General features: G+C 50.8%; 13 protein-coding genes. 12 read left to right on the plus strand and 1 reads right to left on the minus strand.

The features are described from left to right. The first annotated feature begins 26 nt into the window (after nucleotides 1-26). Together ACFSB2_RS06960 and ACFSB2_RS06965 are read left to right on the plus strand one after the other, a co-directional pair. The gene (locus ACFSB2_RS06960; protein ID WP_377942311.1) at nucleotides 27-806 is read left to right on the plus strand and encodes a DnaD domain-containing protein; all 780 of its coding nucleotides are present in this window, start codon (nucleotides 27-29) and stop codon (nucleotides 804-806) included. A gap of 74 nt (nucleotides 807-880) precedes the next feature. Further along, entirely contained in the window at nucleotides 881-1780 is a 900-nt protein-coding gene (locus ACFSB2_RS06965) for a complex I NDUFA9 subunit family protein (RefSeq protein ID WP_377942312.1), read from the plus strand. A 54-nt stretch (nucleotides 1781-1834) separates the two neighbouring features. On the opposite strand, the gene ACFSB2_RS06970 is transcribed toward ACFSB2_RS06965, so the two are convergent. Continuing rightward, nucleotides 1835-2971 (minus strand): D-alanine--D-alanine ligase, encoded by a 1137-nt coding sequence (locus tag ACFSB2_RS06970; RefSeq protein ID WP_377942313.1) that lies wholly within the window; start codon nucleotides 2969-2971, stop codon nucleotides 1835-1837. A gap of 59 nt (nucleotides 2972-3030) precedes the next feature. On the opposite strand from ACFSB2_RS06970, the gene ACFSB2_RS06975 reads away from it, so the two are divergent. From ACFSB2_RS06975 to ACFSB2_RS07020, 10 genes are all read left to right on the plus strand, one after another. Beyond that, nucleotides 3031-4428, plus strand: coding sequence for a UDP-N-acetylmuramoyl-tripeptide--D-alanyl-D-alanine ligase (locus ACFSB2_RS06975; RefSeq protein WP_377942314.1), 1398 nt, complete (start codon nucleotides 3031-3033; stop codon nucleotides 4426-4428). Nucleotides 4429-4732: 304 nt separating this feature from the next. Next, the gene (locus ACFSB2_RS06980) at nucleotides 4733-4972 is read left to right on the plus strand and encodes an RING finger protein (RefSeq protein ID WP_377942315.1); all 240 of its coding nucleotides are present in this window, start codon (nucleotides 4733-4735) and stop codon (nucleotides 4970-4972) included. 168 nt (nucleotides 4973-5140) lie between these two features. Then, nucleotides 5141-7252, plus strand: a complete 2112-nt coding sequence (locus ACFSB2_RS06985) for an alpha/beta hydrolase family protein (RefSeq protein WP_377942316.1) — start codon at nucleotides 5141-5143, stop codon at nucleotides 7250-7252. Between the two features lie 168 nt (nucleotides 7253-7420). Next, a complete protein-coding gene (locus tag ACFSB2_RS06990) occupies nucleotides 7421-8788 on the plus strand; it encodes an amidase (RefSeq protein WP_377942317.1) in 1368 nt (455 codons plus the stop codon). Nucleotides 8789-8811: 23 nt separating this feature from the next. After that, complete coding sequence (locus ACFSB2_RS06995) at nucleotides 8812-9762, plus strand: P1 family peptidase (RefSeq protein ID WP_377942318.1); 951 nt, start codon at nucleotides 8812-8814, stop codon at nucleotides 9760-9762. A 272-nt stretch (nucleotides 9763-10034) separates the two neighbouring features. Beyond that, nucleotides 10035-10997 carry an AAA family ATPase gene (locus ACFSB2_RS07000; protein ID WP_377942319.1) on the plus strand — a complete coding sequence of 321 codons (963 nt, stop codon included), beginning with the start codon at nucleotides 10035-10037 and terminating at the stop codon, nucleotides 10995-10997. Nucleotides 10998-11071: 74 nt separating this feature from the next. Further along, on the plus strand, nucleotides 11072-12166 hold the full coding sequence (locus tag ACFSB2_RS07005) for a DUF58 domain-containing protein (protein WP_377942320.1): 1095 nt from the start codon (nucleotides 11072-11074) through the stop codon (nucleotides 12164-12166). A gap of 6 nt (nucleotides 12167-12172) precedes the next feature. Next, a complete protein-coding gene (locus tag ACFSB2_RS07010) occupies nucleotides 12173-13441 on the plus strand; it encodes a DUF4129 domain-containing protein (RefSeq protein ID WP_377942321.1) in 1269 nt (422 codons plus the stop codon). A gap of 282 nt (nucleotides 13442-13723) precedes the next feature. After that, entirely contained in the window at nucleotides 13724-14947 is a 1224-nt protein-coding gene (locus ACFSB2_RS07015) for an acyltransferase (RefSeq protein ID WP_377942322.1), read from the plus strand. Between the two features lie 14 nt (nucleotides 14948-14961). After that, nucleotides 14962-16386 (plus strand): MFS transporter, encoded by a 1425-nt coding sequence (locus ACFSB2_RS07020; RefSeq protein WP_377942323.1) that lies wholly within the window; start codon nucleotides 14962-14964, stop codon nucleotides 16384-16386. Nucleotides 16387-16401: the final 15 nt, after the last annotated feature.

The raw sequence follows: 16401 nt of genomic DNA on the forward strand, positions 1-16401 counted from the left end.
TCATCAAGTTGAAAGGGGCTGTGCATATGAAACCATCCGCACGCCACACTACGTACGGAGATTTTCTGAGCACGCCCTTCGTCTCAGTTCCATACGACCTGCTATCGAGCTATGCCAATTTGGGCATTCATGCACACGAAATGGTCATGTTGTTGCAAATCTTGGCCAATGGTCAGGTTCATGGAACGACGGAGCTCTCCGCCCAAGAGGTTGGCGATTTATGTGGCATGAGCAGCAAAGAGGTGTTGTTTGCAGTTGAGCGATTGGTACACGAAGGGCTTTTGGGAATTGGAGAACGTTGGGACGACAGTGGAGCCCATGTGACGTACTTTGATTTGCAGCCGCTGTGGGAACGCCTGCGCGGCAAACCAACGCCGCAGGAGCAGTCAAAAACATGGCGCACAGAACCTTTTACCATGTTTGAAGAAGAGTTTGGCCGTCCTTTGTCTGCTTTGGAATGTGAGCAACTCCGCACGTGGTTAAGTCAAGACGGCTACGGCTGCCCCGAGTGGATGGTTGTGGAAGCGCTGCGCGAAGCCGTTTTGGCGAATAAATACAGCTTCAAATACATTGACAGAGTGCTGTTTGATTGGCAACGCAACCAGGTTCGGTCCAGGCAGGATTTGGAACAATATCGACAGCAATATCGGGATCGAATACGAGATACGCAGCCAAAGAAGCGAAATGAAACCCAATCTGCCACGCATCAGAACAAGCGTTCAACCGAGCGTAAACCGCAGGAGAAAGCGACTGCCAGCCGGGATGAACGTTATGCAAATTTCTATCAACTCTTTCCGGAAAACTGATTTCAGTCGATCGGAGCATCGCGGATGGCGCACGCAAAGCCACCGATTTCATATCAGGATAGAGGCTGGCAAATATGAAAGTCTTTGTTACAGGTGGGACAGGGTATGTTGGACAACCTGTCGTGCGAGCACTGCTCAAGCACGGACATGCTGTGCGTTTGCTGCGCCGCCGCGGTGGGCGTCCTATGGAGCTGTCGGGTTCGCTACAGGAAGTAGAGGGGGATCTGTCGAACATCTCCACGCTATGCAGTGGGATGCAAGGAGTGGATGCCATCATCCATCTTGTGGGCATCATTCGCGAAGACAAGCGACGCGGTGTGACCATGCACGGGATACATGCCGATGGAACAGCGCACGTCATCGAAGCGGCGCGGCAAGTCGGTATTTCCCGCATCATTCACATGAGCGCGCTAGGTGCGCGGCCCAGTGCAACCAGCACTTATCATCGCAGCAAGTGGGAAGCGGAGACGCTTATTCGCCAATCGGGGATGTCGTATACCGTCTTTCGTCCATCCATCGTATTCGGGGCAGGCGGTCCAGGCCCGAATTTCATCACTGAACTTGCAGCCGCCATCCGCAAAGCCCCTTTTGTGCCCATCATCGGCGACGGATCATCGCTTTTACAGCCTGTTCACATCAATACTGTGGCTTCTGTATTTGCACAGGCACTCGAAAAGGATGAAACAATAGGCGAGACATTCGAAGTTGGCGGTCCTGAAGTGGTGATGTACGAAGAAATTGTCGAGAAAATCACCGACCGATTGAATACCCGCAAGCCGACCGTACATATACCATTGGCAGTGATGGAGCAGTTGGTCAAAGTTCTGGGCTGGATGCCCGCTTTTCCACTCACGGCGGATCAACTGACGATGCTGCGCGAAGGCAATGTCTGCAGCGCGCCAAACCGCCTATATGACACGTTTGACGTTGCACCCATCCCATTTTCGATCCCGCCTGAACAATTGTCCACCTAAAAAAGCTCCGCCTGACTTCCCATCAGACGGAGCGAAACCCCATTCAGTTGCCACTTACTCCACATCAAATGTACGGACGGTTTGACGCTTTTCAGCCTGGCGTTCAATCGCCAACTGAATCAGGGTGTCAAGCAGTTTTGAATACGCCATGCCCGATGCTTCCCACAGTTTCGGATACATACTATAGCGCGTGAACCCTGGCATGGTGTTGATCTCGTTGAGCAATACGCGCCCGCTCGACTTCTCGATGAAAAAGTCGATACGTGCTAAGCCACTGCAATCGATGGTCTGAAATGCCTGAATCGCGTAGGTTTCAATTTGCTGACGTTGCTCATCTGTCAATTCTGCCGGAATCACGAGTGTCGACGTGCCGCCCACATACTTCGCTTTGTAATCATAAAATTCATTTGAAGGCAGAATTTCACCAGCTACAGATACGATGGGATCGTCATTGCCGAGTACGGAAACCTCGATTTCGCGGACATCCAAGCCCTCTTCAATAATGATTTTGCGATCATACTGTGCAGCCAGTTCCATCGCCCGTTCCAGTTCCGCGCGATTTTTCGCTTTGGAAATGCCGACACTCGAACCAAGATTGGCCGGTTTCACGAAGCAGGGATAGCCAATCTTCCGTTCAATCTGTTCCATCGTCTCGTTGGGACTTGACTTCCAAACTTTTCGCGTAGTTCCGATATAGGACACTTGCGGCAATCCGGCTGCTCCAAACAGTTGTTTCATGACAATCTTATCCAATCCGACCGCTGAAGCAAGAATGCCAGCCCCGACATAGGCCACGTCAAGCAGTTCAAGTAATCCCTGAATCGATCCATCTTCCCCCGAGGTGCCATGGATGACCGGTATGATGACATCTACGTCGTTCACAAGATTCGACGGAACAGGGTCAGGCGAAGGCTGTTCGGCGATGGGTGTCAATCCGCCGACTTGTTGATTGATGTAGCGCACGGGAGACGAAGAGGAGACTTTCTTTGCCTGCTTTTGCTCTTCCTCCAACGTTTTCATGGCATTCTTCCCGATATGCCAGTTGCCTGCCTTCGAAATGCCAATGGGAACAATGGTATACTGATGTGGATCAAGCGCCTCGATCATTGACTTCGCGGACTGAAGTGAGACTTCATGTTCGCCAGATTTTCCACCAAATACGACGCCAACTTTAATTCGTTTAAAAGGCACGTGTCGCAACTCCTTTGTACAGGAAGGTTCATTCAACATAGAAAGGATAGGGGATGCTCATGATTCCTATCACAGTTCGCGAATTCGCAAAAATTGTCCACGCCACAGCCGTCACTGGCGACGATAACAACCGTGCGGTCACAGTCAGCGGCGTTCAGGTGGACACTCGCAAAATCCAGCCTGGTGACGCATTTGTCGCATTTGAAGGCGCACAAACGGATGGACATCTGTTTGTGAACAACGCCTTTGACTGCGGTGCCAGTGTAGCGATTGTTGGCAAGCCCGTCAAGACAGATGGCGGTTGCGTCATACAGGTTGAAGCGCCGCTAACGGCCATTCAGGCGTTGGCAAAGCATGAGCGTTCGACATTTACAGGACCTGTCGTCGGCGTCACTGGCAGCAACGGTAAGACCACGACCAAACAAATGGTGGCCGCCGTGCTGGGGGGCGCCAAATCCTGTCTGTACACGCAGGGCAATTTCAACAACGAATTGGGCTTACCTCTGACTATATTACAACGAACACCTGCACATCGTGCCATGGTCCTTGAAATGGGGATGCGTGGATTTGGTCAAATCGCTTCACTTTGCGATATTGCCCAACCAAATATCGGCATTATCACAAATATCGGCCAAAGTCACATTGAACTGTTAGGCAGTCAAGCCGGCATCGCGAAAGCCAAAGCGGAATTGCTGGCGGCCTTACCGGCGAGCGGATGCGCCATTCTCAATCAAGACGACGATTTCTTAGTACAAGTAGCCGAGCAGACAAAGGCGCCCGTCATCTGGTACGGGCTACAATCGGATGCGGACGTGCATGCACGAGACATCACCTGGACCAAAGAAGGCATGCGTTTTACTGCGGTCGTCTTCGGCCAGACACAGCAGATGTTTCTGCCGACCTATGGACATCACAACATCTTAAACGCGCTGGCCGCGACGGCAGTCGGCCACGCCACGGACATTCCGCTGCCGCAAATCAGCGAGCGTTTGGCTGCGCTTGAAGAACTGAGCGGCAGGTTGAACATCCTACAAGGCAAAGACCAGACAACCATCATCGACGACTGCTACAATGCCAGCCCCTTATCTGTGACAGCCAGTTTGAATGTGCTCGCCGAGTTGGCGCCGGAAAACCAGCGGATCGCCATTTTAGGCGATATGTTCGAACTCGGATGGTTTGCCGAGCAGGGCCATCGACAAGTTGGAGAACACGCTGCCCAAGTCGGCGTATCACGGCTGATGGCTGTCGGTGATGACGCTCGTTGGATAGCCGAAGCGGCCCGAACTGGCGGTGTAAAAGACGTCATCCATGCGCCGACAGTGGAAACGGCGATTTCACAGTTGGCAGCGTGGATAGAACCGCAAACCACTGTACTGGTCAAAGCTTCGCGCGGTATGCACTTGGAACGAATTGTCGCGGCGCTGACCACATCTGAAGTGGGGACAGCAGAAAAGTGATCTGATCACTTCCTCATTGAGGCCATTTGCAAATCGACGAACATCATTCATACGAATACAGGAACGGGGGAAGCTGTGCGTGAAAGATCCCTCTGTTCCTGGTTCTTGTACTTGATGCGCTGACAATGCCGACAGGGCGGATGCCAGACAAAAGACCGAATCATGTTCTCGATCTCGTCATAAAATTGGAACAATCAATTCGTTTCCTTTTGTCGGTATATTCGCTAAACTGAATATAAGCAGTTCACTGAAAGTTCCTATCCGAAGACAAATCGCCATAGCGGCGATGAAGGAGGAATGCTAGGTGGTTACCTGTCCGATTTGTAAAGAATTACTCCAAGAACTTACCTCTGTGCATTGTATCAAGGAACATGGGCTGTCCAAAGCGCGACTGATTGAACAGTTTGGCAAGCCAAAGCGGCTGTTCCTCACATTTGCCGCCGAAAATACAGATGCGACACCCACCATCAGTTCGCGTGATTACCTGGATTCCCAACTCCTCACAGACCGCCTCAGATCAAAGACTCGAAAATTCCATGTATAGAAAAACGGGGCAGAAAAAAAATGATAAAATCATACCCGCTATGACGCCTGAGGATATATCGCTTAAAGTTTCTTTCTATTTTATTTTTAAATGAAAGATTACGAGAGTTATGTCATAATACCCTAGATACAATCATTCGCTCACCGAAGTAAAGGGGCATGTGAATCCATGGAAAAGCGAAAAATCACTGTAGAAGATTTCACATCATTCAAACTGATCGGTTCACTTGCGGCTTCGCCAGATGGTCAACAGGTTATCTTCGAATATCAGACCGCCTCGCTGAAGGAAGATGGGTACCGCACACAGCTGATGTTGGCGGATGTACGGAGTCAGAAGACACGCTTACTCACCACGGCGGGAAAACGCAATCACAATGTACAGTGGTCGCCAGATGGCAAACAAATCGCCTTTATCAGCGACAGGGCAATGGGTTCCCAAATTTGGCTCATCCCAGCGGACGGCGGTGAAGCGGTTCAACTAACCCGTTTCCAAAACGGCGTACAGTCCCCGCGCTGGTCATCCGACGGCAGCACCATTTTCGCTTTGGTTCCGACACAGGCTGATGATGAGGTCCTTTGTTTTGCCGACGACACAAGCGAAACGGAAGCAAAAGATACAATGGACAAGGCGCAAAAAGAATGGGCAGAAAACCCAAAACGATTTGGCAAACTGCATTATAAAATGGATGGCTCCGGTTTATCCAAACATCTTTACCCGCAGTTGGTGGCCATTGATGTCGCTGACGGCACAGTCAAACAATTGACAAAGGGTCATGTTGGCATACGCAGCATCACACCTTCGCCAGATGGTCAGTACGTCTATTTTACGCAAGGGCATGAATCTGATTTAGAATGGTGGTACTCGGATTTATACCGCATCGCCGTCGACAGCGAACAAATAGAACGCCTGTCTGATGAATTGCTATTTCACGAAGTCAAATTTTCGCCAGATGGCAAAACATTGGCTGCCCTCGCGTATGATGACACCTACAATACATACAAGTCGGCAACCCACACAAAGTTGTATTTGTTGACGCCAGAAGGGCAGATGATTCGCCATCTCACTGCAGATTTTCCCGATGATTTGTCCAATTCCAACCTGACAGACTTGCGTGCGTCGGTCGGATCGACATATCTGCGCTTTGCAGAAGACAGCCAAGCGCTCTATTTGCTGTCGACACGTGAAGGCCAAAGCGAGATCTTGCGCTTCCAAACGGATGGCTCAACGCCGCAGGGAGAAGTTGTGCTCGGCGGGAAACGCGACATCTACGCTTACGATTTTGTGGGCGAATCCCAGTTTGTCTTCGCTTATGCCACTTCGACCAATCCTAGTCGCCTGGCAGTCGCCGAACTTGGCAATGGACCGTTTGCCACAAGAACATACCGCGGGCCGACAGAACCGATGAACCAAGTGGCTGCAACACCGTTTGCGCCGCAAAACGAGCAGTTGTTGTTCGCGCCAAACGAAGCGTTGGTCGAATCATTAAACCTGGTTGAACCAGAGCCATTTTGGTATCAATCGGCAAACAATTGGTGGGTGCAAGGTTGGGTGATGCGCCCGACAGATTTTCAAGCGGGGAATCAGTATCCAACCATTCTTGAAATCCATGGCGGCCCTCAATTGAACTACGGCTACGCCGTCTTCCACGAGATGCAGTGGTTGGCCGCGCAAGGCTACGCCATTGTATTGACCAATCCGCGCGGCGGCAAAAGCTATGGCCAGGATTTTGTCAATGCTGTGCGGCACCACTACGGAGAAGGCGACGCCGCAGATGTCCTCAATGGCTTGGAAGTCGCTTGTGAGCAGTTTGACTTCATCGATGCAAAGCGCGTCGCTGTCACTGGCGGCAGCTACGGCGGCTTCATGACCAACTGGCTTGTCGGACATACCAATCGCTTCTTTGCCGCTGTTTCGCAGCGCTCCATCTCCAATTGGATTTCCTTCTTCGGTTGTAGTGACATCGGCCCGTTGTTTGTGGAATCGCAGTTGGTGGAGGCCGCCAGCGGCAATTTGGATGCTTTGTGGCGGATGTCGCCACTAGCGTACGTAGAACAAGTTGAGACGCCGATTCTGATGCTCCACTCAGAGCAAGATTTGCGTTGCCCGATTGAGCAAGCTGAACAGTTTTACACCTGGTTGCGTCGGCGGGGCAAAGACACTGAATTGTTGCGGATTCCAAACGCCAGTCACGGCTTGTCGCGGGATGGCAAACCCAAACTGCGCGTGAAGCGCCTGGAAGCCATTTTCGGTTATATCAACGACCGCCTGCCGCAAGCATGACCGCCTGGTTGGCAGCGTAGCACTCAGATTCAACAAAGACGGATTCCAACTTACGAGCGCCCAATTGCATAGATTTGGGGACATGTGAAAATCCATCAATATTGAAACTTTTTTCACAAGTCCCCTAGGGCGCGTTTTCCTATCATTCACAAGGGAGTGTCAAACCAGATGAATATCGGACAATTGCACGCGGATATCATCGCCAAAAAGATTTCACCTGTCGAACTGGTTGAAGACGCCCTCGCGAAAGTGGAAGCCGACAATCAAAAGTACAATGCGTTTGTGACCGTTGCCAGAGAACAAGCCTTAGAAGCCGCCAGCGCCGCAGAACGCGAAATTCTCCGAGGAGACGTCCGCGGCTTTCTGCACGGTATCCCCATTGGCATCAAAGATATCATCTACACGGATGAAATGCGGACGACGATGGGGTCCGCTGTCTACCAGGACTTCGTCCCGCAGGAGGACGCGCTGGTTGTCGCTCGTCTCAAAGCGGCAGGGGCCATTATCCTTGGCAAGTTGCACACGCACGAATTTGCCTATGGTCCCACTGGAGACAGATCCTTTTGCGGCCCGGCCCGCAACCCTCATGATCCAGCGCGCGTGACAGGTGGTTCCAGCTCGGGCGCAGCAGCAGCCGTGGCACTGGATTGGATTGCCGCTGGCGTCGGTACGGATACAGGCGGTTCCATCCGCATTCCAGCAGCATGTTGCGGTGTCGTGGGGTTGAAACCCACATATGATCTCATCGCCAGAACCGGCGTCTATCCACTGTCTGCTTCGCTCGATCACGTGGGTCCGCTTGCACAGTCGGTCAGCGATTGCGCACACATGCTTGCGGCCATGGTGAGAAGTGACGAGACCAACACCGACAGCAAGTTCCATTTTACAGATCAATACCGCCAGACTTTGTACGACGGTGTGAGTGAGCTGCGGATCGGCGTTCCGCGCCAGTATTTCTGGGATATGCTTGAGCCTGAAATCAGGCAGCGAAATACGTGGGTGATTGAGCAATTAGAGGGGCAAGGCGCAGTCATCGTTCCAGTCGATTTGACGCACATCACGCAATTTGTCTCAGCCCATCAAGCCATTCAACGAAGTGAGGCCTATACTGTCCATACAGTGCACATCCGTGATTTTGCCGCCGTGATGGATGCAGAATTGCTTGACCGATTGAACCTGAGTATGAAAGTATTTGGCTATGAGTACGTTCAGGCCAAATCATTTCAGCAAGAAGCAAAAAGAATGGTAGATGAGTTATGGGCGAACGTGGATTGCATCCTCACGCCGACTTTGCCGATATTTGCGCCTTATATCGATGAACGCGACATCATCGTCGACGAAAAGCAAACTACTGTACGCGATGCGTTACTTCGCTGTACATCGCCGTTCAACTTGACTGGTCATCCAGCATTGTCTGTCCCTTGTGGCAGAGGACAAGCCGGATTGCCGATGGCTGTGCAAGTGGTCGGCCCCATGTACAACGAAGCAAGATTATTTCAGATCGGTTTTGCGATTGAACAAATGACAATGGTGTAAGATCTCCAGAATAGGAGCAAAAGATGAGTTCACTTGTCGACATACCTGGCATTAAAGTAGGGCATGCCCAAGATGCAGAAGCATTAACCGGTTGTACCGTGATACTGACCGAAAAAGGGGCCGTGTGCGGTGTCGATGTGCGCGGCGCGGCCCCAGGGACACGCGAGACTGATCTCCTGTCGCCGTTCAACCTCGTTCAGTATGTGCACGGCATCTGTTTGACTGGCGGAAGCGCCTACGGATTGGCAGCAGCCGACGGCGTGATGCGCTATTTGGAAGATAATGATTGTGGGTTAGATGTCGGTGTGGCCAAAGTGCCGATTGTTCCGGCCGCAGTATTGTTCGATTTAGGTGTGGGCAACGCGCAGGTGCGACCTGATGCGGAAATGGGCTATCTGGCAGCGACACAAGCAGCAACGACCCCCGTCGCCGAAGGGAACGTGGGGGCAGGCACAGGCGCGACAGTCGGCAAACTCGCGGGGATACACCGCGCGATGAAAGGCGGGATCGGCTCCACGTCCTATCGCCATCAAAGCGGGTTGATAGTGGGGGCGCTGGTGGCGGTCAACGCAGTGGGCAGTGTTTTTGATCCGCGCACAAACGTTCAGTTGGCTGGACCGCGTGATGCGCATGGCAGACTGATGAAAAACCACATTGATCTGCTTGCGCGCGCAGCGGAGCGACAGCTTCCTGGCACCAACACGACGATTGCTGTCGTCGCATGCAACGCGCGACTGAACAAAGCACAAGCTGGCAAAGTTGCGCAAATGGCGCATGATGGACTTGCGCGCAGCATTTACCCCATCCACACCATGCACGATGGGGATACGGTGTTTGCGCTCGCGACTGGCGAAATGGAATCAACGGTGGATTTGGTTGGCACACTGGCTGCCGATGTGCTCGCTGACGCAGTGGCGCGCGCCATCCGCGCAGCAACCAGTGTTCAAGGCATCCCGGCATATTGTGACATGTGACACGTCAGAAACCGAAATCATCAACTGTAAACATTGCAAACACGAAACACTATCCGCTATTTCACAATTTATATACGATTTTATGTATGCGCTTACTGATGGGAAATTTGCCTGCATGTGCAGTTTCAAAACTTGGGCGGATCGCAAATGGAGACACGCCAAGCTTCTTGGAAGCGGCGGGATGGAATATTTTAATGATGTGAACAACGAAGCAACAGTGCAAATCGGTACACGCGAAATTATCAGAGCGTTCGAACAGGGGGCGGCTTTGCATGACAAATGACCAGATTTTTCAAGATTTGACCAACGAAGTGCATAAACAAGTGATTGGACAGGATAAACCGCTGCGGCTCATTACAGCTGCTTTGTTTGCTTCCGGCCATGTGCTGCTGGAAGATGTGCCTGGTGTTGGGAAAACGACGTTGGCAAAGACACTGGCTGAAGCGCTTCGACTGGATTTTCGGCGTGTGCAGGCAACCCCCGACTTGCTGCCGCAGGATTTGCTGGGCGCGCTCATATACCGTCCGCAAACTGGAGATTTTGAATTGCGGCGCGGGCCGATTTTTACGCAGATCTTGCTGTTCGACGAGATCAATCGGGCCACACCAAGAACGGCGGCAGCGCTCTTGGAGGCAATGGCCGAGAACCAAGTCAGCATCGACGGCAACACGGATCCATTAAATCCGCCCTTTTTCGTCATGGCGACACAAAACCCGCTGGAATCCCAAGGTGTCTTTCCTCTGCCAGAAGCTCAGCTAGACCGCTTTCTCATCAAAGTGACACTGGGATATCCAACTTGGGACGAGGAGCAGTCCATCATTCGACGATTTCGCACTCCGCAGACAGCGCAAATACAACCGTCACAGCCGGTGCTCGATGCAAGCGACATCTTACAAATTCAACAAGCATGTCGGGACATCACCGTCCATCCTGACGTAGAGTCGTACATTCTGACCATCGTTCGCACCACGCGCACAAAAGCGGAATTTCTCATGGGCGCCAGCCCACGCGCCACATTGGCGCTCACGGCCATGGCGCAGGCGCTTGCGTTCATCGACGGCCGGAATTACGTCCTGCCAGATGATGTGAAAGAAGCGATGATTCCGGTCTTAGGCCATCGCGTGCAAATTGCGCCAGAACAGCGCGCGCTAGGAAAAACGGAAGCAGCAATGCTTGCCGCTTTGTTGGAGGAAGTGAGCGTACCCACAGAAATCACAGATTCGGTTTCCAATTAAGTTCCACACAAACGCTTAGAACCCAGTGTGAAAGAAGGCGGGCCAGGATGTGGCTTTTCCTAGCGGCTATTTTAATGGCAATCTGGATTTGGCCCCAATTTTGGGAGCGACTCGTCAAACCAAAAATTCGCTTGTCGGTCGAAATTCTAGATCCCATCGTCGACAAAGGGGCGCCCGTGAATGTGCGTTGCACCATCATCAACGAATCGTATCTGCCTTGTCCACGCGTCCATTGTTCCATCCGGTTGCCGCAGCAACTCGAAAGCAATCTGCCGGATCGAGTGGAGTTCGTCGAATTTTCGACCTACGTGTGGGCCCGTCAAAAAACAGATGTCACTTTTACATTAAAGAGTGTAAAGCGGGGCTATGGGAAAATTGTACAAGGGGATTTTATGTTTATCGACGGCTTTGGCCTGCGCAAGTTTTATCACACCATCCCACTTTCCGTCGGTGTCGTCGTTCGTCCGACGCCAGTAGCCCCGACGCAGACACCCATCCGACTGTTGGACTTACTGGGCGATGTGCGCACACAGCGATTTTACAATGAAGATCCCAGTTTGCTGCTGGGCATTCGCCCGTACCAAGCTGGAGACCCCTTCAAATATATCTCTTGGTTGACCACAGCACGCAGCCAGCAATTGATGGTGAAACAGTTCGGCTATACGACCACCGCGCGCTGTCTGATTATCCTATCTGGACAGTTTGACAATCCATTTTGGCTCGGCGTGAACGAAACGCTGTTCGACTTATTGTGCACACGGGTTTTACAAATGACAGAACAATTGTTGCAAGCCGGCATCGCCGTAGGCTTGTATACGAATATGTACGACAATATGTCACACACGCACTTTGAACCGCCAGCATCCGCAAATTGGCAATTGGAGAAAATTAGAACTCGCATGGGCGCGATTGAATTTCCGTCCTTTTCTCTGGCAGATGCGTTGCAGCACATTCCTCACTACACCTCCAATGGCGATCTCGTAATTCTCGTCACAGGGTACTGGGACGACGCTGTGGCAGCCAGATGCGCGCAACTGCAACAAAGCCGCCGCAGTTTACACGTATATTTATTGAATGATGCACATATCCACCCACATCAAATTTCTCAATTTCCAATATATGTTGAATCTCCGTCTCAAGTTTCCTATGAGTCGGTCTCTGTGAGGTGATGACAGATGTTACATACCTCGATGCGATTTTTTTTGGCGATGATTGAATGGTGCGTGTTGGTCACATATCTGGTGCAGTTTGCGGCGCTTTCAGATGATTTTGCAGGCATTCTCTCATGTGCCGGCATTGCTATGATACTCGCCTTGTTGGCCATCGTGTTTATCAGTTTAGCTGCCGCAAGAAGTACAAAGTGGGTTTGGAGTGTTGGCGGTGGCATCGCCCTCATCAGCACAGTTGTCAGCGCAATCGTGTTCCAAAATAATCCGTTCCTCTTATTAGGAATACCTATCTTTAGCTTTCTTTACTTGCAGCGGCTTCTTCTCTTTAAAGTTCGCTACGAATTTGAAGTAAGTGATGAAAAACATGCTTATCAAGAAGCAGGTTTGAGTAAATTTATCGTCTCCTTGTTTCGACTGGAATCGATGATCCTGCCGGTATTTATCATCTTCTCCCTGGTCGTGTTCCCGCACAGCTATCTCCCGCATGCATCAATGATGGTGGCGGCGGCCGCTTATCTTGGCCTTCGATTGATTTCTTTGCTCACCGTTCAACGTCTGGTCATGAAACGGGATCATTATCGACCAAATTGGTTCTCGCTGACCTTTTTGTCCATCATCGCGCTCTCGCTCTTGGCCATTGAGTTTATCCTTCCTTATTTGGCCTTATTCGGTGGAGCCGTTGGCTATGTGATTGGCTTTTTGATTCCGGCGCACGCCGTCACACCAAAACAAGCAGGCACCAAGCCGGTTGCATCCAACACGAGTACACGCGACAACACTGTACATCTCCTTCAAAGTAAGAGCCAGCATGCGACCATGACATTTCCATTTTGGCTCTGGCTCTTGATTTTGCTTGGCATCATTGCGATTTTATGGTTTGTCTACCGGATAGAACATCATGATTCGAAGGAAACGGAGGGGATGAAGGTCACTACTATACGGCAACGCTTGCAAACCTCGACAACTTTACAATTCGCCGAAACACAATCATTTGTGCGCGCAAAGTATCAGGGGCTTTTGCGTCTGATGACAGTGGAGGGAATGCCGCCGCGGCCGAGTGAAACTGCAGCCGAGTACGCTCGGCGCTTGCAACAAGACAATGCAAAACCACGCACAAAAACATTTAGCATGGCGGTTGATACACTGACAAAAGTGTACATGGCCGTGCGCTATACAAGACTTTCGGAATCTGATGAGCAAAGACGCCAAGCCGAACAAGGATTGAAAATATTAGAAGGTGAAATCAAAAAACAAGCGGAGAAGGCAGACCATTAGAAAAGGACGGCGTCAATGACATACATGACCGCTTGCATCATGTGCTCGATCCCGGTAGGCTATTCTGAGATAAATCGCCATAGGGTTGAATGTTATCAATTGCTCAATGACAAAACTTGCTTGTTTTGATATAAGAGAATTACGGTTAGGAAACGACTCCAATTGTCTCCACATGATGTGGTTTCAATCCGAATTCAATCTTTCCTCGTTATCTTATTCAAGAAGCAATTTTGAGCATAACAACCCACGGGATTTGATAAATAAAAGGAGGCTTTGCGGTCGATGTCTAGCGCCAATACAGCCTTAGCACATGATAAACCAAAGAAAAAACGGCCCTATCTACTGGAAATTGATTTGATGCGGGCATGTATTATGTTTTCCGTCGTCGCTGTTCATGTCAGTTCGTTTATCAATGCCAAAACGGCCAATCTCTCACATTTAAATTTGTCGCTTGAAGCAGCGCTTTCTTCTCTCCACTACACGCGTGAAGCTTTCATGTTCATCACGGGCATCGTGCTGTTCATTACGTACTACAACCGACCTACTTCCATTTTGGCTTTTTGGAAAAAACGGTTTGCGTTCATCGCAGTGCCTTATATCGGATGGACCATTCTCTATATTCTGTTTGAAGGTATGTACGTGCACAATTTTAATTGGAGTATTGGGCCGCTCTCACACAAAATTTTTCATGCGCTCATTACCGGCAATCAATTTTTCCTCTACTACGTATTGGTCACTATGCAATTGTACGTCGTTTTTCCAGCTTTGGTCGCGCTTTTGCGCAAGTTGGAACGCCATCACATGACATTGCTCATCGGCAGCTTCATCTTGCAAATCGCCATGATGGTGTTCAACAAAGAGGTATTGCAGGTCGTCGATGTATACAAGCTGCCAGGATGGATTGCCTGGTTAGATCACTATCGGGATCGATTCGTGCTGACTTATCAGTTCTGGTTTGTCGCTGGCGGCTTGCTTGCCATTCACTACGACAAAGTCAAAGCGTGGGTGGAAGCGCGGCGCCGCATGATCTTATACGTGTTCCTTGGCATGACCGCCATTCTATGGGGACATTTGCTATTGGACAGACTGGTTCTGCATGAAACGGACGACATGGCCATTTCCGTGTTGCAACCCATCATGATTCCATACAGCTTCATCACGGCTGTCCTTTTATGGCAAGTGGGGCGCATTTGGGTCGCCAATCAAGCGTCTGTGCCGTCATTTATCAACTATATACTCAAGTTTTTCAGCAAACATTCTTTTGGCATTTTTCTCTTGCATCCGTTTGGATTGCACTATGCGGAAATTGTCTTAAACAAGCTCCATTGGCCACATTGGGGACTCACACTTCTCATCCTGCCAACAGTAGTCGTCATTTATGCGTGCGCGGGATTGGTGGCCGCAGGACTTAGCAATCTGCCGGCGCTCTCTTACTTAGTCGGCAGACGCTATACACGCCGCAACAATTTACGTCTGGTGAACGCTTCAACATCTAAATCAGCGTGATGGAGGGAACAACGATGAACAAAGAATTTCAGGCAGAGAATTTGCTAACACGTTTGTCTCGCATTCCAATCACGCGCTCTATTGTCGGTGTCATCGCGCTCCTTTCACTTGTTTGGCTCGCTGAAGCTTTTGACATCGGGGTTCTTGGTCCAGTATTGACTTCTTTGCACACACACTGGCAGCTAGATAACACGCAAATGGGCTGGTTGAGTGTGATTTCCACCATCGGCGTCGTCATCGGCATGGCGCCTGCTGGCCTTTTGGCCGGTAAATTTGGTCGCCGCAAAGTCGTCCTTTTCGGCATCGCCCTGTTTGCTGTCGTCACGTTGGTGGGCGCGTTGGTGAACGATTTCGGCCAATTATTGTGTATTCGCCTCGTTGCTGGACTTGGCGAAGGCGCGGTTCTGCCAATGCCCTATTTGTTCCTGTCAGAGTTTGTCCACAATCGCCGCCGGGCTGTGAGTGTAGGTTACTCAAACGGCATTTTGACAGCTGCCTACCTGATTCCGAATTTGGCTTCCAGTTGGGCATTAAATACCTTCTCGGCCGACATCTCTTGGCGAGTGCCCTTTCTGCTCGGCGGCATTCCTTTGTTGATGTTGATTCCGCTGTTCCTGTGGTTGCCAGAATCGCCGCGTTATCTGCTGCAAAAAGGGCAATTCAACAAGGTGCAAACACTGGTGGAGCGTTTGGAAAAAGAGGCAAATCTCCCGCATGACACCAAGTTACACGATGTGCGGATACAAACAGCAAGGCGCGACGAGAAAGATACGCACCACATTTTTGCGCAATTGCGCAAACCGCCGTATCTACAGCGGACCATCTTCGTCATCGCGCAACTCACAGCCGCGCTGCTGCTGTTTTACGTCTTACAGGTGTACGGGCCAACTTTGCTCGTCGCACGAGGAATGGATGAGAGCCATGCGATTTTATATGCCGGACTGATGATGCTTTCGGCGGGGATCGGCTCACTTGTACAAGGGTATTTAGCCGAAAAATTTGGACGCAAACGCGTGCTTTGCATGTACGTGATTCTCTCTACCATTGGCTGTCTGTTGTTCGCGACACACATTTCGGTTGGGATTGCGATTCTGGCCGCATTTCTGGCTTCCTTTTTCGGACTTGGCATCTTCCCGGTCAGCAAACTGTGCGTTGCGGAACAATATCCGAACAGCTTGCGTGGGGAAGGGGTCTATATCAGTGAAATGACCGCACGCGCACTCAGTGGCTGTGTCACACTGTTTTTCATTCCGACTCTGATTGCGCATATTGGACCTGACCGCCTGTTCATCGGGATCGCCGCTGTATTCATCATTTTGGCAATGCCCTTTATCATCTGGGGAAGGGAAACGGCCAATATGTCTGTGGAAGAAGCAGGAACACGTTTGACACAACGTCAATTGGACAGGGTTGTCGGCGCAGCTTATTCAACAAAATAATATCGGACAATGAAA

Source organism: Alicyclobacillus fodiniaquatilis, from assembly GCF_042678105.1.
GTDB lineage: Bacteria > Bacillota > Bacilli > Alicyclobacillales > Alicyclobacillaceae > Alicyclobacillus > Alicyclobacillus fodiniaquatilis.